Annotated in this window: 20 protein-coding genes; 9 read left to right on the top strand and 11 right to left on the bottom strand. The window is 67.0% G+C overall.

Translation table 11 applies throughout. The features are described from left to right. Positions 1 to 22: 22 nt before the first annotated feature. Positions 23 to 577, bottom strand: a complete 555-nt coding sequence (locus G3N98_RS10100; RefSeq protein WP_206148085.1) for a hypothetical protein — start codon at positions 575 to 577, stop codon at positions 23 to 25. A 402-nt stretch (positions 578 to 979) separates the two neighbouring features. Between G3N98_RS10100 and G3N98_RS10105 the strand changes: the two genes are divergently transcribed. The 3 genes from G3N98_RS10105 (at position 980) to G3N98_RS10115 (ending at position 4,274) form a co-directional block, all read left to right on the top strand. Next, positions 980 to 2,296, top strand: a complete 1,317-nt coding sequence (locus tag G3N98_RS10105; protein ID WP_089433502.1) for a lipase family protein — start codon at positions 980 to 982, stop codon at positions 2,294 to 2,296. 193 nt (positions 2,297 to 2,489) lie between these two features. Continuing rightward, entirely contained in the window at positions 2,490 to 3,620 is a 1,131-nt protein-coding gene (locus tag G3N98_RS10110) for a 3-deoxy-7-phosphoheptulonate synthase (RefSeq protein WP_089475880.1), read from the top strand. Positions 3,621 to 3,845: 225 nt separating this feature from the next. Further along, positions 3,846 to 4,274 (top strand): PRC-barrel domain-containing protein, encoded by a 429-nt coding sequence (locus tag G3N98_RS10115; RefSeq protein ID WP_046548755.1) that lies wholly within the window; start codon positions 3,846 to 3,848, stop codon positions 4,272 to 4,274. A gap of 55 nt (positions 4,275 to 4,329) precedes the next feature. Here the strand turns inward: G3N98_RS10115 and G3N98_RS10120 are convergent, their stop codons facing one another. From G3N98_RS10120 to dapF, 5 genes are all read right to left on the bottom strand, one after another. Beyond that, positions 4,330 to 4,845, bottom strand: coding sequence for an Ohr family peroxiredoxin (locus G3N98_RS10120; RefSeq protein ID WP_089475879.1), 516 nt, complete (start codon positions 4,843 to 4,845; stop codon positions 4,330 to 4,332). Positions 4,846 to 4,870: 25 nt separating this feature from the next. Continuing rightward, complete coding sequence (locus tag G3N98_RS10125) at positions 4,871 to 5,626, bottom strand: SDR family oxidoreductase (protein WP_206148086.1); 756 nt, start codon at positions 5,624 to 5,626, stop codon at positions 4,871 to 4,873. Between the two features lie 205 nt (positions 5,627 to 5,831). Further along, positions 5,832 to 6,854, bottom strand: a complete 1,023-nt coding sequence (locus tag G3N98_RS10130; protein ID WP_206148087.1) for a LysR family transcriptional regulator — start codon at positions 6,852 to 6,854, stop codon at positions 5,832 to 5,834. A 160-nt stretch (positions 6,855 to 7,014) separates the two neighbouring features. Then, positions 7,015 to 7,911 (bottom strand): RNA polymerase sigma-70 factor, encoded by an 897-nt coding sequence (locus tag G3N98_RS10135; RefSeq protein ID WP_206148088.1) that lies wholly within the window; start codon positions 7,909 to 7,911, stop codon positions 7,015 to 7,017. Next, the gene (gene dapF, locus G3N98_RS10140) at positions 7,902 to 8,711 is read right to left on the bottom strand and encodes a diaminopimelate epimerase (protein WP_206148093.1); all 810 of its coding nucleotides are present in this window, start codon (positions 8,709 to 8,711) and stop codon (positions 7,902 to 7,904) included. The genes G3N98_RS10135 and dapF overlap by 10 nt, the downstream gene beginning before the upstream one ends. 269 nt (positions 8,712 to 8,980) lie before the next feature. On the opposite strand from dapF, the gene G3N98_RS10145 reads away from it, so the two are divergent. The 3 genes from G3N98_RS10145 to G3N98_RS10155 all read left to right on the top strand — a co-directional run bounded on the left by G3N98_RS10145 (position 8,981) and on the right by G3N98_RS10155 (position 12,080). Continuing rightward, positions 8,981 to 11,059, top strand: coding sequence for a carbon starvation CstA family protein (locus G3N98_RS10145; RefSeq protein WP_089428804.1), 2,079 nt, complete (start codon positions 8,981 to 8,983; stop codon positions 11,057 to 11,059). 12 nt (positions 11,060 to 11,071) lie between these two features. Then, on the top strand, positions 11,072 to 11,278 hold the full coding sequence (locus G3N98_RS10150; protein ID WP_011353713.1) for a YbdD/YjiX family protein: 207 nt from the start codon (positions 11,072 to 11,074) through the stop codon (positions 11,276 to 11,278). A 181-nt stretch (positions 11,279 to 11,459) separates the two neighbouring features. Continuing rightward, on the top strand, positions 11,460 to 12,080 hold the full coding sequence (locus tag G3N98_RS10155; RefSeq protein WP_039349524.1) for a hemolysin III family protein: 621 nt from the start codon (positions 11,460 to 11,462) through the stop codon (positions 12,078 to 12,080). A gap of 67 nt (positions 12,081 to 12,147) precedes the next feature. On the opposite strand, the gene G3N98_RS10160 is transcribed toward G3N98_RS10155, so the two are convergent. The 3 genes from G3N98_RS10160 to G3N98_RS10170 all read right to left on the bottom strand — a co-directional run bounded on the left by G3N98_RS10160 (position 12,148) and on the right by G3N98_RS10170 (position 14,456). Beyond that, a complete protein-coding gene (locus G3N98_RS10160; protein WP_206148089.1) occupies positions 12,148 to 13,557 on the bottom strand; it encodes an MFS transporter in 1,410 nt (469 codons plus the stop codon). After that, a complete protein-coding gene (locus G3N98_RS10165; RefSeq protein WP_206148090.1) occupies positions 13,554 to 13,985 on the bottom strand; it encodes a nuclear transport factor 2 family protein in 432 nt (143 codons plus the stop codon). Before G3N98_RS10165 ends, G3N98_RS10160 begins: the two co-directional genes overlap by 4 nt. Positions 13,986 to 14,102: 117 nt before the next feature. After that, positions 14,103 to 14,456, bottom strand: a complete 354-nt coding sequence (locus G3N98_RS10170; protein ID WP_175239937.1) for a DOPA 4,5-dioxygenase family protein — start codon at positions 14,454 to 14,456, stop codon at positions 14,103 to 14,105. A gap of 492 nt (positions 14,457 to 14,948) precedes the next feature. Here G3N98_RS10170 and G3N98_RS10175 point away from each other — a divergent pair, with 492 nt between their 5' ends. Continuing rightward, positions 14,949 to 15,326: a hypothetical protein gene (locus G3N98_RS10175; protein ID WP_206148091.1), complete on the top strand. Its 378-nt coding sequence runs from the start codon at positions 14,949 to 14,951 to the stop codon at positions 15,324 to 15,326. A 223-nt stretch (positions 15,327 to 15,549) separates the two neighbouring features. Further along, entirely contained in the window at positions 15,550 to 16,038 is a 489-nt protein-coding gene (locus G3N98_RS10180) for a hypothetical protein (RefSeq protein WP_175239936.1), read from the top strand. A gap of 222 nt (positions 16,039 to 16,260) precedes the next feature. Here the strand turns inward: G3N98_RS10180 and hpnH are convergent, their stop codons facing one another. Together hpnH and ispH are read right to left on the bottom strand one after the other, a co-directional pair. Further along, positions 16,261 to 17,421 (bottom strand): adenosyl-hopene transferase HpnH, encoded by a 1,161-nt coding sequence (gene hpnH / locus G3N98_RS10185; RefSeq protein WP_039349540.1) that lies wholly within the window; start codon positions 17,419 to 17,421, stop codon positions 16,261 to 16,263. A gap of 12 nt (positions 17,422 to 17,433) precedes the next feature. Beyond that, the gene (gene ispH / locus G3N98_RS10190; protein WP_039349543.1) at positions 17,434 to 18,375 is read right to left on the bottom strand and encodes a 4-hydroxy-3-methylbut-2-enyl diphosphate reductase; all 942 of its coding nucleotides are present in this window, start codon (positions 18,373 to 18,375) and stop codon (positions 17,434 to 17,436) included. Positions 18,376 to 18,777: 402 nt separating this feature from the next. On the opposite strand from ispH, the gene G3N98_RS40170 reads away from it, so the two are divergent. Beyond that, entirely contained in the window at positions 18,778 to 18,909 is a 132-nt protein-coding gene (locus G3N98_RS40170; RefSeq protein ID WP_277396895.1) for a hypothetical protein, read from the top strand. Positions 18,910 to 18,944 lie beyond the last annotated feature (35 nt).

Consider the following 18,944-nt stretch of genomic DNA (forward strand, 5'->3'; position numbering starts at 1 on the left):
CGGTGAAGAATGAAATGCGGCATCAACCGAGCACGATCCGCGTCGCGCCTGCATCGACGAGCCGGAACAGCAGATCCTCGACGGCCGTCTCGGGCGCGGAGCCGAGATCCGCATTGACGCGCCACCCGTGTTCCGTGCGAACCGGTTCCGACAGGTAGTGAGCGATGCCGTGCAGGCCGTCTTCGGCCGGCGTGTTCTCGTCGTCGACGTCGAACCACGCGAAGAACCACGCCTTGAACGCCTCGACGGCCGCGCTTGCGTCGAGACCATCGGCCTCGATCGCGGCCCAGTCCCACACGAACGGGCGGATCGACACGGCTGCTGTTTCGAGGTCGAACGCCAACGGCTCGAACGCCAGCTGCGTGGCGGAATCGACCATCGCCGGCTGGCCGGCCGATTCGCCTTCAGTGGCGATGAGGTCGGCCCGGCACGGCAACGCGAGCGGCCCTTCGGTGGCGAGCGTGCCGTCGGCCCGCCGGTAGGCCGGTTCGACGATCACGGCCGGTTGCGCCGCCGCTTTCGCGAGCAGGTCGGCATACGGTTGGCGGATGGCGCGGAGCAGTTCGGAGACGGTCATCGTGGCGTATCGATTGGGCAGGGAGCGATCGGTTACAGGCAGTCAGTATGCGGCGCGGCCGGCATCGCACGACGTGGCCTTCGGTACCGGACAGCCGTGATCGTACGGCACTTCGACAACACGCGGACAGTCGGCCGAATGGCCTGCGCAACCCGCATCGCGCGGCGACCGATTTAGACGTTTACCTTCAAACAATCGAAAACGCCCATCGGGCGCGCGCTCGTTGTGCTTCAATTCATCCGGTTTGTAGTCCTACTAAAATTACAGGTTCAGAACAGGCCGGATTACTCATTCACAGGAGACAGTCGATGGCTCGGAAACGGTTTTGAAGCGGCACACGCGATGGTCTGCAACACCGCGAACTTCCTTCGATGAAAGCAGGTTATCCCAGGGGCCCCAACCATGTCCTCCAGACGTTTCATGATGGCCGCGGCAGCGATGTCCGCCGCGTTGGCCATCAACGCGCCGGCAGCCAGCGCCGCCGCGCCAGCCGTATCCGACCCGTTCTACACGTACACCGGCACCACGCCGTTGGCATCGATTCCACCGGGCACGGTGCTCAAGACGCGCAACGTCACCTACCACGTGGCCGGCATCCCCACCGCGCTGACCGCGCAGCAGTTGCTGTATCGCACCCATAACGCGCTGAACCAGCCGGTCGTCAACGTGACGTCGGTGATCCGGAGCCCGGTCAGCAACGGCCAGGCCATCTCGTACCAGTCGGCCTACGATTCGCTGAATCCGTACGACGAGCCGTCGCAGGTAATCGCCGGCGACCGCGACGTGACCAAGATCATCAACGTCGGCACGCTGCTCTACAGCGCGGAATCGATCCCGCTGTCGACGCTGCTGCTGCTCGGCTACAACGTCATCGTGCCCGATACGGAAGGCCAGACGGCCGACTTCGCCGCCGGCCCCGAATACGGGATGACGACGCTCGATTCGATCCGCGCGGCGCTCAATACGCCGTCCACGGGCCTGAATCCGTCGAGCAAGGTCGCGATGATCGGCTATTCCGGCGGCGCGATCGCGACGAACTGGGCCGCGCAGCTCGCGCCGAGCTATGCGCCCGAGATCAACCGGCAGCTCGTCGGCGCGGCGGAAGGCGGCGTGCTGGTCGATCCCGCGCACAACCTGCGCTACGTCGACGGCAGCATCGTGTGGGGCGGCGTGGCCGCGGCCGCGCTGGCCGGGCTGTCGCGCGGCTACGGCTTCGACCTGACGCCCTATCTCAGCGATACCGGCGTCGCCGTGTTCAAGGACATCCAGAGCCAGTCGCTCGCCTACATCCTGCCGAAGTACACGGGGCTGCGCTGGGGCACGCTGTTCAAGCCGCAATACGCGAACGACATCAACAGCATTCCCGTGTACGTGACGTATGCGAACAAGGTGAATGCGGGGCTGGCCGCATCGCCGACGATCCCGATGTTCATTGGCCAGGGCACGGCCGGCGCGCTCGATGGCACCTTCAGCAGCCAGGTGGGCGACGGCGTGATGATGGCGTACGACGTGCGCGCGCTGGCGCAGAAGTTCTGCGCCAGCGGCACGCCGGTCACGTACAACGAGTATCCGCTCGAACATGCGGGCGCGATCGTGCCGTGGGTGGCCGGCATGCTGCCGTGGCTCTACGACCGTTTCAACGGGAGGGCCGCGCCGAGCAATTGCTGGCTGACGTCGCTGCTGCCGAGCAATTCGCTGGCGCCCGAGACGCTGCACTAGCCGCCACGCCGCGAGTGAGGCGGCGCATGGCCGGGCGACCCTTCGCGGGTCGCCTTTTTCTTTTCGCCTTTTGATCTGCGTCGCGCTGCGGCAAGGCCGCCGCGTCGGTCTCCCCGCCGCAACCCGCCACCGTCCCGCCCGGGTGCCATAATCGAGCCTGCCCATCATTCCAGACGTCCCCCGGAGAATCACCATGCAGAACCTCGACAATCCTTCCCACGATCGCGAGGTAGGCAGCGCCGACGCGACGCAGGACACCACGCGCATCGACGACGTCCGCATCGGCGCCGTGCGCCCGCTGATTTCGCCGGCGCTGCTGCTGGACGAACTGCCGGTGCCGGCCGCCACGCAGACGCTCGTCGAGGATACGCGCCGCGCGATCGGCGACATCCTGCACGGCCGCGACGACCGGCTGCTGCTCGTCGTCGGCCCGTGCTCGATCCACGACCACGACCAGGCGCTCGATTACGCGCGCCGCCTGAAGATCGCCGCCGATGCGCTGAAGGACGACCTGCTGATCACGATGCGCGTCTACTTCGAGAAGCCGCGCACGACGGTCGGCTGGAAGGGCTACATCAACGATCCGCGCCTCGACGGCAGCTTCCGCATCAACGAAGGGCTGCGCGCCGCGCGGCAACTGCTGCTCGACATCAACGCACTGGGCCTGCCGGCGTCGACCGAATTCCTCGACCTGCTGAGCCCGCAATACATCGCCGACCTGATCGCGTGGGGCGCGATCGGCGCGCGCACGACCGAGAGCCAGAGCCATCGCCAGCTCGCGTCGGGCCTGAGCTGCCCGATCGGCTTCAAGAACGGCACCGACGGCGGCGTGCAGGTCGCGTCCGACGCGATCGTCGCCGCGGCCGCGAGCCATGCGTTCATGGGGATGACGAAGATGGGGATGGCCGCGATCTTCGAGACGCGCGGCAACGACGACGCGCACGTGATCCTGCGCGGCGGCAAGAACGGCCCGAACTACGACGCCGAGCATGTCGAGGCGAGCTGCGCGGTGCTGCGCAAGGCCGGCCTGCGCGAGCAGGTGATGGTCGACTGTTCGCATGCGAATTCGAACAAGTCGCACGACCGGCAGATCGACGTCGCGCAGGATCTCGCGCGGCAACTGTCGCAGGGCGAGCAGCGGATCGTCGGCGTGATGGTCGAAAGCCATCTCGAGGCCGGGCGCCAGGACCTGAAGCCGGGTGTGCCGCTGAAGTACGGCGTCTCGATCACGGATGCATGCCTGAGCTGGACGCAGACGGAGCCGGTGCTCGACGTGCTGGCGGAGGCAGTGCGGCAACGGCGCGTGCAGGCGCGCAGCGCGTGACGAGGGCGATGTACGTGATTCGCTGCGGTATCCGTAACGTCGCCATGGCAAGACGCGCCTGACAGCGGCTGCGTCATCACGTCCGATGCAGCGTTTCGCGAGTGGCGCTACCATGGGCCGGTGTGATGCGTCGTACAGAGGCCTTTTCGTTTCACGCGGCGCATGCACGGAGGCGGCTTGGCCGGCCGCCGACACCGACAACAATTCACCGGAGTGCATAACAGCATGGCTTTCTACAAGACCCTCATCGCAGCAACCGTCCTCGCCTCGAGCGTCAGCGCACATGCGCAGATCGCGGGTGCGCAGCCGATCAGCGTGACCGTCGAGCAATCGCAGGCGCTGCTCGAAGGCTGGAGCGTGAAGAAGAGCGTGCTCGGCAAGGCCGTCTACAACGACGAGAACCAGAAGGTCGGCACCGTGCGCGACCTGATCGTCGCGCCGGACGGCTCGGTATCGGCGGCGATCGTGTCGGCCGGCGGCTTCCTCGGCGTGGCCGCGCATGACGTCGCGGTGCCGATCGCATCGCTCGACGTGCGCAACGGCAACATCTACCTGCCGGGCGCGACGAAGGATGCGCTGAAGGCGACGCCCGCGTTCCAGTACGCGAAGGTGCCGTCGCCGCCGAAGCCGAAGAAGCTCGACGACAAGCACTGAGCCGGCACCGATTGGCAATGCCCGGCGCGCAACGCGCCGGGCATTTTGTTTGCGGTCAGCCGTTCGACGGATCGTCCGGTGGCGCGAGCGCCACAATGTGGCTGATGCCTTCGTGCGCCATCTTCGTATAAGGGCTGAAGCGCTCGGTATTGCGGACGAGTTCTTCCGCCACCGTGCGCTCGACGCCCGGCAGTTGCACACGAATGTTCGCGTTCAGCATGAACAGCCCATCCACCGGATCGCGGCAGAAGTCGACCGATGCACTGACCGACGCGCCGGCGATCGACACGCCGGCTCGCGTGGCGAGCAGGCTCAGCGCCCCGTGAAAGCACGCCGCATAGCTCGCGGCAAACAGTTGCTCCGGGTTCGGGCCGTCGCCCGGCCCGCCCAGTGCGGACGGCAGGCGCAGCGCCACATCGAGGCGGCCGTCGTCGGAACGCGCGACACCCGATGCGCGGCCATGCTCCGCAGCCCCGCCCGTGACGGTCACCGTCGTCGAATAGAGCGTCTGCGGTTCCCGCCCGCGATACTTGTCGAGCAGCGAGAGCGGCGGCGGCCGTAGCGGCGTCATGGCGTGTGCGATCCTGCGGTGCAACTCAGCGCGCGGGCTGGTTTTTTTTGAACCACGTATCGAAGGTCGTCGCAGCGAGGCGCGCGCCGGGCGCGGGGACGAGCGTGTCGTCCTGCAGTATCGCGCCGAAATAATCGGCGCCTGCGTCCCTGACCACCGTGCGCGGGTCGTGCGTGATCTTCAGGAAATGTTCGACCAGGTCGGCGATCCGCACCCGATCGGGGCCGCCGATTTCGGCGATGCCGTTGCGCGGTGCGTCGAGCGCGACATCGGTGACGGCGGCCGCGACGTCGTCCGACGCGATCGGCTGGAAGAACGCGGTGGCCTGCCGCGTGGCGTCGCCGTCGGCGCTCGCCTGTGCAATCGCGCCGACGAATTCGAAGAACTGCGTCGAGCGCACGATCGTGTACGGCACGCCTGCTGCGCGGATCAGGTCTTCCTGAATGAGCTTGCCGCGGAAATACGCGCTTTGCTGCAGGCGGTCGGTACCGACCACCGACAGCGCGACGTGATGGCGCACGCCCGCCGCGCGCTCCGCGGCGAACAGGTTGCGCCCCGACGTCTCGAAGAATGCCTTCACGGCCGCTTCCTCGAACGACGGCGAGTTCGCGAGATCGACCACGACGTCCGCGCCCGCCAGCGCGTCGCCGAGCCCCGCGCCCGTGATCGTATCGACGCCGGTCGACGGCGCTGCCGCCAGGGCGTCGTGGCCGCGCGCGATCAGGTTCCTGACGACTTTGCTGCCGATGAGGCCGGTACCACCAATCACGACGATCTTCACGGTTGCTCTCCTTGAACGGGCGCGCGGGAGGCGCGCCGCCTGAATCGGTCGAAGCCGGCGCGCATCGCATTCGCACGCGTGCGCAGGCACGTTGCCGAATGGCGCGCCGCGATGCCCGCACGCCGTTCGATCAACCCGCATCGTAGGCAGATGCCGCGCGATTCGGTAGAGCCCCACAGGTGCTCACGGTGTTGCTTCGAATGCATCAATCGACCGGCTCCAGCGGCGCCGTCGTCGTTACGGTGGTCATCGTGGTCATCGTCGTCAGGCACTGCAGGTCGCGTGCGCGCGTCTGTTCGATCATGTAGTCGATGAATGCGCGGATGCGCGTCGGCAGGTGCTTGCGGCTCAGGTAACACAGATAGTGTCCGCCGTCGTCCGGCGCGTGCTGGCCGAGGCAGCTCACCAGTTGCCCGTCGGCGAGCAGGTCGCACACCTGGTACGCGGGCAGTTGCGCGATGCCGAGCCCGTCGAGCGCCGCGCGCACGACTAGATCCATGTCGTTGAAGGTGTGATGCGCGGCGAGCTGGTGCTGCTGCGCCAGCCCGTCGATCTTGAATTCCCATTCCGTCACGCGGCCCGACGCGGTGCGCAGGTTGATGCAGCGATGCTGCGCCAGCTCGTCCACGTGACGCGGCAAGCCGTGCCGGTGCGCGTACGACGGCGACGCGCAGACGATCATCTGCATCGGAATCAACTGGCGCGCGACGATCGCGCTGTCCTCCATGCGGCCGTCGCGAAACGCGACGTCGATGCGGTCGGCGGAGAAATCGGCCGGCCGGTCGTTCAGTAGCAGTTCGAGCGTGATGTCCGGATACTGCGCGTGGAAATCGCCCAGCAGCGGCGCGATGATCTTGCGGCCGAAGCCGGGCGTCGAGCCGATCCGCAGGTGTCCGCTCGGCGGGCCGCTGCGCAGCTCGCGCATGTCCTCGATCGCCTGCGCGAGCTGTTCGATGCCGGGCCGGCAGTTTTCATAGAAGCGTTCGCCTTCGCGCGTGAGCGACATGCTGCGCGTCGTGCGCTGGAACAGGCGCGCGTCGAGCCGGTCCTCGAGCCGCTGCACGTGGCGGCTGACCGACGAGCGGCCGACGCCGAGGCGATCGGCGGCGCGGGCGAAGCTGCCTTCGGTGACGACGGCCAGGAAGGTGACCACGCCGGCGTAGCAGGTCGAGAAGGTGCGCGCGAACGGATCGTCGGCGTCGGGGCGGCGGATGGAAGTATCTGACATGAAGGTGCTGGAATCGTGGTGTCCGTACGCGACTAGACGTTTCAGCACAGCGGCCTGTGACACCGTCCGCCATCTTTTTTAAAAAATGGGACGCGGCGGCGGGCGGGCAGGATTTTTTCCGGCACGAGCACGAGCTTCGATGGCGCGCGATGCGCGCACGTCACCCAGCGATGCAGGTTGCTGCCGCGAGCCGGGCGAGCTTGTCGGGGTTGCGCTGCACGAGAATCCGGACGATGCGCGTGCCGTCGGTCTCGAACGACATCGCGGCGTCGAGCTGTCCGTCGATGAAGCGCAGCATGGCCCACTGGCCGTTGAGCACGACGGGCCGCATCTCGACCCCGCTGCCGTGGCGCAGCCACGTCGCATAGAACAGTTGTGCGACACGCCGGCTGCCGACCATTGGCCTCGGGACGCTCCGGACCTTGCCGCCGCCGTCGCCGATCAGGGTCGCGTCCTCGGCGAGCAGCGCCTGGATCGACGGGAAGTCGCCCTGCGCGAGCGCGTGCGAGAACGTCTGCAGCAACCGGTGGTGCGTTTCGCGCGGCACCGCATGGCGAGGCGAGTCGTCGTCGCGCAGCCGCGCCTTGGCACGGCTGACGAGTTGCCGGCACGCGGCTTCGGACTTGCCGATCGCGTCGGCGATCCGGTCGTAGTCGATCTCGAAGATTTCATGCAGCAGGAAGGCGGCGCGCGCCTCCGGCGTCAGCCGTTCGAGCAGCAGCAGGAACGCGACCGACACGTCGTTCGCGCGCTCGGTCATTTCCTCGGGCGTGGCCGGTGATGCGTCGAGTTCCGGCTCGGGCAGCCAGATCCCCGCGTATTGCTCGCGCCGGATCTTTGCCGCGCGCAGGCGGTCGATCGACGTGCGTGTCGTGACGGCGACGAGCCACGCTTCGGTGTTCTCGATCCCGTCGCGTGCCGTGTCGTGCCAGCGCAGCCAGACGTCCTGCACGATGTCCTCGGCGTCCGCGATGGAGCCGAGCATCCGGTACGCGATCTTCTGCAGGCGCGGACGCAGTGCCTGGAACGTGTGTGCGTCGTCGGCCGTCACAGCCATACTCCGCTGAACCCAAATGTGACCGGCCCGCTCAGGAGCACACTGCCGGCGCCGTCCCAGCGCACCGTCACGTCGCCGCCGTCGCACTCGACCCGCACGGTCTCGTCGAGCAACCCGCGCCGGATGCCATTGACGACCGCCCCGCACGAACACGATCCCGAACCGAGCGGCACGCCGCCGCCGCGCTCCCAGATGCGCAGGCGAACATGCGTGCGATCGATGACCTGAACGAAATGCACGTTGGTTTTCCGCGGAAACAGCGGGTGCGTTTCGATGGCCGGGCCGAGCGCCGCGACATCGATCGTGCGGAGATCGTCGACGAAGAACGTGCAGTGCGGATTGCCCATGTTGCACGCGGCCGGCGCGCCGGGCAGCGGCAGCGCGAGGGTGTCGAGTGACTCGGCGAGCGGCACGTCCCGCCAGCCGGTGAGCGGCCGGCCCATCTCGACGGTGACCAGGCCGTTCGCCTCCGTCGAGCACACGAGATACCCGCGGGGCGTCCGCAGCACGAGCGACGACAGGCCGGTTTCCCGCATCAGTTGCCACGCGACGCCGCGCGTCGCGCTGCCGCAGGTGTCGAGCGGCGTGCCGTCCGCGTTCCAGAACGCGACGCGGGCCGCCGCGTCGTCGCAGTCCGACACGACCGCGAGCTGGTTGAAGCCGATGCCGAAACGCCGGTCGCCCATGCGCCGCACCAGATCCGGGGCGATGGGGGGCGCTTGATCCTGATCCTGACCGCGCAGGTCGACGATGGCGAAGTCGTCGCCATTTGCGTTCATCTTCTGAAATCTGAGCGGCATGACAGTTCCGGAAGGGAGGCAGGCGAACACTGTACGTGGCTCGCCGTTCGCGATCAATCGCCGCACGATGCCGTGCCCGCGCCATACATCTACGTAATTCTACGTAGCTCCGCATACGTAGTTATCCGCTTGTAAGCCGCCCCGGTCGCGCGGAATACTACGGCCCATCGCCGCGACCTCTGCGAGGCTGCGGCACGACGCATCGACGTCACGCGGGTTCGGCCCCTCGCCGCATCCACTCAAAAACACATTGGAGACCAGGAGACGCCATGAATCGGGCTTCCAGTACCCTGCTCTGGATCGCGGTCGCGCTGCTCGGCGCGTTCGCGTTCGGCACGATCGCACTCGCACACGGCGAGCGCGTCAGTGCCCTCTGGATCGTGATCGCCGCAGTCTGCGTGTATCTGATCGCGTATCGCTTCTACAGCCGTTTCATCGCCAGCAAGGTCATGCAGCTCGACGGGCTGCGGATGACGCCGGCCGTCAAGTACAACGACGGCCTCGACTACGTGCCGACCAACAAGTACGTGCTGTTCGGCCATCACTTCGCCGCGATCGCCGGCGCCGGCCCGCTCGTCGGGCCCGTGCTCGCCGCGCAGATGGGCTACACGCCCGGCATGCTGTGGATCCTGGCCGGCGTCGTGTTCGCCGGCGCGGTGCAGGACTTCATCGTGCTGTTCATCTCGACGCGCCGCGACGGCCGCTCGCTCGGCGATCTCGTCAAGATGGAGCTCGGCACGGTGCCCGGCGTGATCGCGCTGTTCGGCGCGTTCCTGATCATGGTGATCATCCTCGCGGTGCTCGCGCTGATCGTCGTGAAGGCGCTGACCAATTCGCCGTGGGGCACGTTCACCGTCGCCGCGACGATCCCGATCGCGCTGTTCATGGGCGTCTACACGCGCTACATCCGTCCGGGCCGCATCGGCGAAGTGTCGATCATCGGCTTCGTGCTGTTGATGGCATCGATCGCATTCGGCCAGCACGTGCACGATTCGCCGACGCTCGCCGCGTGGTTCACGTTCACGGGCACGCAGCTCACGTGGATCCTGATCGGCTACGGCTTCGTCGCGTCGGTGCTGCCGGTGTGGCTGCTGCTCGCGCCGCGCGACTACCTGTCGACCTTCCTGAAGATCGGCACGATCCTCGGCCTCGCGATCGGCATCCTGGTCGTCGCGCCGGAACTGAAGATGCCCGCGCTGACGAAGTTCGTCGACGGCACGGGCCCGGTGTGGTCGGGCAACCTGTTCCCGTTCCTGTTCATCACGATCGCGTGCGGTGCCGTGTCGGGCTTCCATGCGCTGATCTCGTCGGGCACGACGCCGAAGCTGATCGACAACGAAACCAACGCGCGCTTCATCGGTTACGGCGCGATGCTGATGGAATCGTTCGTCGCGATCATGGCGCTGGTCGCTGCCTGCGTGATCGAGCCGGGTATCTACTTCGCGATGAACGCACCGGCCGCCGTGCTCGGCTCGACGCCGGAAGCGGTGGCCAACACGGTCACGCAATGGGGCTTCGTGCTGACGCCCGACATGCTGACGCAGACCGCGAAGGCCGTCGGCGAAACGACGATCATCGCGCGGGCGGGCGGCGCGCCGACGCTGGCCGTCGGCATGGCGCACATCCTGCACCAGGTGATCGGCGGCGAAGCGATGATGGCGTTCTGGTATCACTTCGCGATCCTGTTCGAGGCGCTGTTCATCCTGACGGCCGTCGATGCCGGCACGCGCGCGGGCCGCTTCATGCTGCAGGACCTGCTCGGCACGTTCCACCCGGCGCTCAAGCGCACCGAGTCGCTGCCCGCGAACCTGGTCGCCACCGCGCTGTGCGTGGCCGCGTGGGGCTACTTCCTGTACCAGGGCGTGGTCGACCCGCTCGGCGGCATCAACACGCTGTGGCCGCTGTTCGGCATCTCGAACCAGATGCTCGCCGCGATCGCGCTGGTGCTCGGCACGGTCGTGCTGTTCAAGATGAAGCGCGAGCGCTATGCGTGGGTGACGATCGTGCCGACCGTGTGGCTGCTGATCTGCACGCTGACCGCCGGCTGGCAGAAGATTTTCGACGCGAACCCGAAGGTCAGCTTCCTCGCGCACGCCGCGAAGCTGCAGGCCGCGGTGGACGAAGGCAAGGTGCTCGCGCCGGCGAAGTCGATCGCGCAGATGAAGCGGATCATCTTCAACGACTACATCGATGCGGCGCTGGCCGGGCTGTTCATCTTCGTCGTCGTGGCGATCGCGGTGTACGGCGTGATCGCCGTGCTGCGCGCGCGCCGCGAGTCGAAGCCGACGGTGCGCGAGACGCCGTACGAAGCGATGCCGGCCGCGCAGGCGCTCGGCAGCGGACGTTAAGGGGAGGCCGCGATGTTCAGCGATCTTGGCAGCGACCTGCGCAGCGCGGGGCGTTACCTCGGGCAGGCGTTGCGGCTGATGGTCGGCCTGCCCGACTACGACACCTACGTCGCGCACATGCGCGCGACCCATCCGGACCGCGAACCGATGACGTATGAGGAATTCTTCCGCGAGCGTCAGAACGCGCGGTACGGGTCGGGCGCGGGGAAGTGCTGTTGAACCGGGCGGTCCAGGCCGTTCGGTAACCGAAAGGGAAGCGCCGCGATGCATGTCGTGGCGCTTTTTTCTTTGGCGGGCCGGCGGCGTGCTGCGCCGTTTGCCTGAACGCAGCACGGCAAATTCCGCCGGCCGGTATCATAGGGTTCCCTCTTTTCCCGATGGACCCGCAGGAGAACACGTCGTGCATGTCGGTGAGCGTTTCAACAGCATTTCCCATCTCGTCGGCGCGGTGCTGTCGGTGGTCGGTCTCGTGGCACTCGTGACGATGGGCGCGCTCGAAGGCGATCCTTACAAAGTGGTGAGCTTCAGCGTGTATGGCGCGATGCTGATCCTGCTCTATGCGATCTCGACGCTGTACCACAGCGTCCGCAATCCGCGCCTGAAAGCAATCCTGCAGAAGTGCGACCACTCGGCGATCTACCTGCTGATCGCCGGCAGCTATACGCCGTTCACGCTGGTCACGCTGCGCGGCCCGTGGGGCTGGTCGCTGTTCGGCGTGAGCTGGGGGCTGGCCGTGTTCGGGATCGTGCAGGAGCTGACGCTCGGGCGGCGCACGCGCCTGTTGTCGATGATCCTGTACGTGGCGATGGGCTGGCTCGCGCTCGTCGCGGTGCGTCCGCTGATCCATGCGCTGCCGCCCGTCGGTACCGCGTGGCTCGTGGCCGGCGGCCTGATCTACAGCGCGGGTATCTACTTCTTCATCAACGACGAGCGCATTCGCCACGGGCACGGCATCTGGCATCTGTTCGTGCTGGCCGGGAGCCTGTGCCAGTTCGTCAGTGTCGCGATGTATGTCGCGTGAGCGGCAGGCGGCGTTGAGGCAATGACGGCGCGCCGTGCCGCCGCGCGCGCACCTGCCGGAGCATGCGCTACCGGCGCGTGGCGGTCCGCAGCTGCGTGGCCGGTTCGCCGGGTACCGGTGTCGGCCGCGTGGTGATCCACCATGTCGCGGCGGCGAGTGCCGACAATCCGGTCGCGATGCCGAGCGCCACCCGCATCGCCGCCGGAAACGGCTGCAGCGTCGCGATGCACGCACCGAAAATCGCCACCCCGAGCGCCGATCCGCTCTGCCGCGCCGCGTTCAGCGCGGCCGCTGCAACACCGGCGCGGCGCCGGTCGACCGTCCCGAGCGCCGGCGACGTCGCGGCCGGCGAGATGAATCCCGATGCGAAGCCGATCGCGAGCATCGGCGCGACGGCGAGCCATGCGGGTGTCGTCGCGCCGATGCCCGTCATGCCGAGCGCGCCGGCCGCATAGAGCGCGAACGCCGCGCACATCGTGCCGCGCGCGCCGAAGCGCGCAACCAGCCTGCCCGAACCCAGCCCGCCGAGCGCGACCATCGCGGTCATCGGCAGGAACGCGAGCCCCGTATCGAGCGGGTTCGCGCCGCGGACTTGCCGGTAGAACAGGCTGAACACGAACAGCAAGCCGTAGAACACGAACGCCGACGCCATCGACACGACCGTCGATCCGGCGAACAGCCGGTTGCGGAAGAACGCGAGCGGCAGCATCGGTTCGCGGCGCCGCGCTTCGATCGCGATGAACGCGCTCCACGCGACGACGCTCGTCACCGCGCCGCCGATGATCGGCGCCGAGCGCCAGCCGAGCGTCGGGCCTTCGATCAGCGTGCCGATCAGTGCCGCGATCGCAACGATGGCCGCGGCCTGGCCGCCCCAGTCGAAATGCCGCGATGCGTCGACGACGGCGGCGCGCACGACCGAGCGGCCGAGCCAGATGCCGGCCAGCCCGAGCGGCAGGTTCACGAAGAACAGGCTGCGCCACCCGAACAGATGGATCAGCAGGCCGCCGATCAGCGGGCCCGACGCCATCGCGATGCCACCGCAGCCCATCCACAGGCTGATCGCCGACGCGCGCGCGGCCGGTGCGGGGAAGGCGCGGTTGAGCAGCGCGAGCGAGCAGGGCACCAGCATCGCGCTGCCGACGCCTTGCAACGCGCGGGCGATCGCGAGCGCCGGGAGGCTCGGCGCGATGCCGCACAGCGCCGACGCGGCGGCGAATACCGCGAGCCCGGCGAGATAGACGTCGCGATCGCCGAGCCGGTCGCCGAGCGTGCCACCCGTCATCAGCAGGCTCGCGAACGCGAGCGTGTATGCATTCACGATCCACTGCAGGCCGGCCACGCGGCTGCCGAATGTCTGGGCGATGTCGGTGAGCGCGACGTTGACGATGGACGCGTCGAGCAGCACGAGCGTGTAGCTCACGCAGGTCGCGGCGAGCACGCGGCGGGCCGCGGCGCGGGTCGGCACGGCGGCCGTCATGCGCGGTCCGGCGCCGGCGTGGCGGCGCGCAGCGCGAGAAAGCCGACCCATCCCCAGTACACGCGATGATGCGCGATCAGCCCGTCGCGCAGGTCCATCACCTCGACGAGATCGACCTGGTCGCCGTCCGGCGTGGCGCGCGGGTATTCCCACGTGAGCTGGCGGCCGTTCGAGAAGAACAGCCCGGTGCGGTACCAGCGCCCGAGCTGGTTGGCCGGATTGCGCAGGCCCGCTGCGAAGAACGCGCCGATCGCGGCCTTGCCGTGCAGCACGCCGGCGCCGTGTTCGGGCAGCGTGACGACGATCAGCGGGGTTTCGAGTACGGCGTCGTCGGCATACAGCGCCATCAGCGCATCGACGTCGCGCGCGACGACGGCCGCGTGCCAGCCTTCATAAATGTGCCGGACATCGGCGTGGGCGTGTGACATGACGGGTTCCCGAAGCATCGATAACGGAACCCACTGTAGGGGCGCGCCGCCGCGGGACGTTTCACGTCGACCCGAAACGTGGATGTCGCCGCGGCGCGGGCGGCCGCGTGCCGGCTCTTATCCGGCCAGCGCGTCGAGATTCAGCTGATACGACTTCCCGATCCACACCGCGCAATCGCGATGGTCGCGCAGTTCGTCGTTCGTATTCGGATGCAGGAAGATATCGAGCGCGCCGTGGTTCAGCACGAGCCACGGCACGATCTCGTCGAAGCGCGCGGCGTCGAACGCGATCTGGTACGACCAGGCCGGGTGCGGGCCGACGAGGCGTTCATGAAAGCGGCCGAGTTCGATGACAGCGCCGAACCGTTCGTCGACGACCTGGCGAAACGCCCAGGCCGCGTCGCGGCTGGCCGCATCGAAATAGACGTGTGCGTGCCAACTGTGAATGGCGGTGGTGTCGAGGGCAGCCATGGAAGGACTCGATGAAAATGGGAATGCATGAGGTGCCGTGCGAAACGGCCGATGCGTGATTATCGCGCGTCATTGCCATGCGCGTCGTGTCTCGATCCGGCAATCCGGACGCGATGATTTGTCCTGAATCACGAGAACCGTTCGATTCGACGGGCCCAGCGATTGAGGTATCCGCACGCGCGATATCACGCCGGAAGCCTTGTCGGCGGGTGCGCCGGTGGTGATCGCATCGGCAACATGTCATTTCGGAAATTGAAACAGCGCGGCGTGCGCTGCTTCGGATTGTCTGAACAAACGAGATCAGGGCATTGAATGAAATAAAGAAATTCCTGTTTGGCGGGATTCGCGCATGACGCGATTTGCGCACCGGGTGTCGACACCGAAAATATCAATTGCAGAATCGGCTATTCATACGGAATGCAGCGCGTCATACGATGGTTTCAACGCATCGTCGAACATGATCGATGCGGGGACAACCACCTGGAGGCCACTATGCGATCCCTCGTTCCCGTTGCGGTACTTTCCTGCGCACTCGCTGCGCTGCCCGCCGTCAGTTTCGCCCAGTCCGCCGTCATCGACGGCGCATCGAATGCGTCGCTGTCGAGCTGGTCGGCGGCGCGTGCCGAAACCGACGCGCAGCTGATGCAGATGACGCGCGCCGGTTATCGCGCAACGTCGGCCGGCAACCAGAACTATCCGCTCGCGATGCAGCGTGCACTCGAACGGGTTCACAACCCGGTGCCGGACCGGTCGCGCGAAGAGCATGCCGCGATGGAAGCGCGCGCCGCGCGCGACGTGCAGGGCGGCCATCCGGTCAAGGCGTTCTTCGTGAAGACCGCGTACTACCTGAAGGGCGAGAACACGTTCTGATGCAGGAGGCGAGCATGGCTTGCACGATCCGATTTGCAGGCGTCGCTCGCGCGTCGGCGCCGCGCCGGCCGCCGGACGCACGAGCGACGCCACGGCGCGACGATGGGCACGACGCGCGGCGTCGTACGAAGCATCTGCGCGCCGCGCGCCGCGACGCCGTCGCGTGCCGCATCGCATGGCCGGCTTTCGACGCGAGCGATGCGCCCGCCGACGGGAGTCCATCATGAAGGGCGCCCGGAAGAACCGTCGCCACGTGCCGCTGACCCGCGAGTGGCTGCTGCCGCTGCCGCCCGTGCATGCACGCGACATCTCGCTGAAATGCCACATGGCGCTCGTCGCGCTGCGTAGCGGGCATGGCAGCGAGGCGCTGCTGATGCGCTTGCGCACGAGCGTCTACCTGGTGTTCCTGGCGCTCGACGATGCGGTATGCGCGGACGCGGACATCGACCTGTGCGTCGATGCGGAACGGGCGCTCGATGCAGGCGTGGCGCGCGCGGCGCAAAGCGGCGCATGGACGCTGCGCGACGACGAATGCGCGGTGCTCGAGCATGTGCTCACGGCGCACGACACGTGCGTCACGACGCTCACGCGGCATCGGCTGGCCGAGCTGTGGGAGCACGTCTGCGCATTCGCATCGAGCGGCCAGCCGGCGCTCGTCGCGGGCGCGGCGCAGAAGCTGCGCATGCATGCGGCCGAATCGCTGGCCGCGTAGCGTCGCACCGGTTTCGCAGGGAGGATGGAGGAGACAGGGCCGGCCGCACCGGCGCAGCCGCGTTGATTCAGCGCATGCGTGACTGTCGCGGCAATCGATACGGTGGCGGCGAAACGCGATGCAAAATCGCGGCCCAAAACAAAAGCGCCACGGAGCGGACTCCGTGGCGCTTCATTCTTTCCCGCCGGCGCGGACGCGTGGCCTCCGCGTGGGGAAACGCGCTTAAGCGGCTGCTGCCGGCTTCGCCGCCTTTTGCAGCTTGCCCTTGCCGGCGCGCTGGATTTCCTCGAGCTTGATCTCGACGTGACGCGAGAACACGTACTCGGCCGGGCGCTGCTTGTCGATCGGAATGTCCGGCGCGAACGGGCCGTCGGTCTTGATGCCCTTGCGGCTCACGGCGAACGCCTTCAGCGGATGCGCCATCGTGTCCATCACGGCGGTCGCTTCGAAGCCGCAGTGGACCATGCAGTCCGCGCACTTCTCGTAGTTGCCGACGCCGTAGTTGTCCCAGTTCGTGTCTTCCATCAGTTCCTTGAAGGTCTTCACGTAACCTTCGCCGACCAGGTAGCACGGCTTCTGCCAGCCGAACACCGTACGCGCCGGGTTGCCCCACGGCGTGCACTTGTACGTCTGGTTGCCGGCCAGGAAGTCGAGGAACAGCGACGACTGGCTGAACGACCAGCGCTTGCCGCCTTCGCCGCGCTTCAGGATTTCGCGGAACAGGTTCTTCGTCTTGTCGCGGTTCAGGAAGTGCTGCTGATCCGGCGCGCGCTCGTACGCGTAGCCCGGCGACACGGTGATGCCGTCGACGCCGATCGGCTTCAGCGTATCGAAGAACTTCGCGACGCGCTCGGGGATCGCATCGTTGAACAGCGTGCAGTTGATGTTCACGCGGAAGCCGCGGCGCTTCGCTTCCTTGATGGCCGCGACCGCCTTGTCGTACACGCCTTCCTGCGACACCGAGTGGTCGTGCATCTGCGCGTCACCGTCGAGGTGGACCGACCAGACGAAGTACGGGCTCGGCTGGTAGTCGTCCATCTTCTTTTCCATCAGCAGCGCGTTCGTGCAGAGGTAGACGAACTTCTTGCGCTTCATGATGCCGCGGACGATTTCCGGCATTTCCTTGTGCAGCAGCGGCTCGCCGCCTGCGATCGACACGATCGGTGCGCCGCATTCGTCGACCGCTTCCAGGCATTCCTGGACGGACAGACGCTGGTTCAGGATGGGGTCCGGGTAATCGATCTTGCCGCAGCCGTTGCACGCGAGGTTGCAGCGGAACAGCGGCTCGAGCATCAGCGCGAGCGGATAGCGTTTGTTGCCGGACAGGTGTTGGCGCGTGATGTACGCGCCGACGCGGACTTGCTGGAGCAGCGGAATAGACAAGAGATGTCCTCCTTAAACTTCGCGGGCGACAGCTTGCGTGAGCTTCGCCGGCAGCTTGAATTCGACTTTTTCCTCACGGCCCGCCATCGTCGTGACGTCGACGGGACCCAGCGCGCGCAACGCGCCGATGACATCTTCGACCATCTCCTCGGGCGCGGACGCCCCGGCGGTCAGGCCCACGGTTTTCGCATTCGCGAACCATTCGGCCTTGACTTCCGAACCGTCGGCGACGAGGTAGCTCGGCACACCGCTTTCGGTGCCGATCTCGCGCAGGCGGTTCGAGTTCGAGCTGTTCGTCGCACCGACGACCAGCAGCACGTCAACCTGTTCGCTCAGCTCGCGCACGGCGGCCTGGCGATTTTGCGTCGCGTAGCAGATGTCGCGCGTGTCCGGGCCGACGAGGTCGGTGAACCGGCGCTGCAGCGCTTCGATGATGCCGCGCGTATCGTCCACCGACAGCGTGGTCTGCGTAATGTACGCGACCGGCGTGTCGACGGGCAGCGTCAGCGTATCGACTTCGGCTTCGCTCTGCACGAGGATCACCTCGGCCGGAATCTGGCCGATCGTCCCCTCGACTTCCGGGTGGCCCGCATGGCCGATCAGGATCAGCCGGCGGCCCGCCGCGACATACTGGCGGCCCTGCACGTGCACTTTCGTGACGAGCGGGCAGGTGGCGTCGAGCACGTCGAGCCCGCGCGTTTCCGCGTCGCGCTCGACCGTCTGGGCGACCCCGTGCGCGCTGAAGATCGCGACAGCGCCGTGGGGCACCTCGTCGAGTTCTTCAACGAATCGGGCCCCTTTATTACGCAGATTTTCGACGACATGCCGGTTATGCACGATCTCATGACGCACATAGACCGGCGCACCGTGCTGTTGCAGCGCGCGATCGACGATCTCGATCGCGCGGACAACCCCCGCACAAAAGCCGCGGGGCTGGGCAAGGATGACTCGCATAAGTGAGCGAACTCCGACGACAGACGCCGGGGTTCGAGGAGCTGGCACTCGCTCGCTCGCCCCGGCTTGATGTTATGAAGGCAGGAACGAACCGGCCGGCCAGGCCCCGGAACCCCGAATTAATCGCGCATTTTAACTCTATCGGGAAGTCCTTGCTCTGGTGCTGTGTCCGGCGTGTTGCATTTGCGGGAGAACCGCGTCGGCGCTGGCGCGCGCGGAACCCAGTAAACTACGCGGTTTCGCGGGCAGCCGCTCCGGCTGCCCGGCGTCGCGCTCATTTCAAGGCCATTCGATGACCGTCGATTCTTACGCGTATTGCCCGGCCGCCCGTGCGGTTTCGGGTGTTTTGTTCCCGACCCCTATTGATTTTGCCGATGCCGGCGCCCGACAGGAGGCGCGCCGATGATGCTGGTTCTTGCATTCCTGGTGTCCGGCGTGTCGCTGATGATCTGGATCGTGCTGCTCGTCGCGCGCGGCGGCTTCTGGCGCGCGGTGCCCGCGCGGCCGCTGCCAGATCGGAAGGGCGTCGTGTAGGGAAAGAGCGGATGGCATGGGTTAGCGGTAGGCGA

It is taken from the genome of Burkholderia sp. Tr-20390, from assembly GCF_017104595.1.
Classification (GTDB): domain Bacteria; phylum Pseudomonadota; class Gammaproteobacteria; order Burkholderiales; family Burkholderiaceae; genus Burkholderia.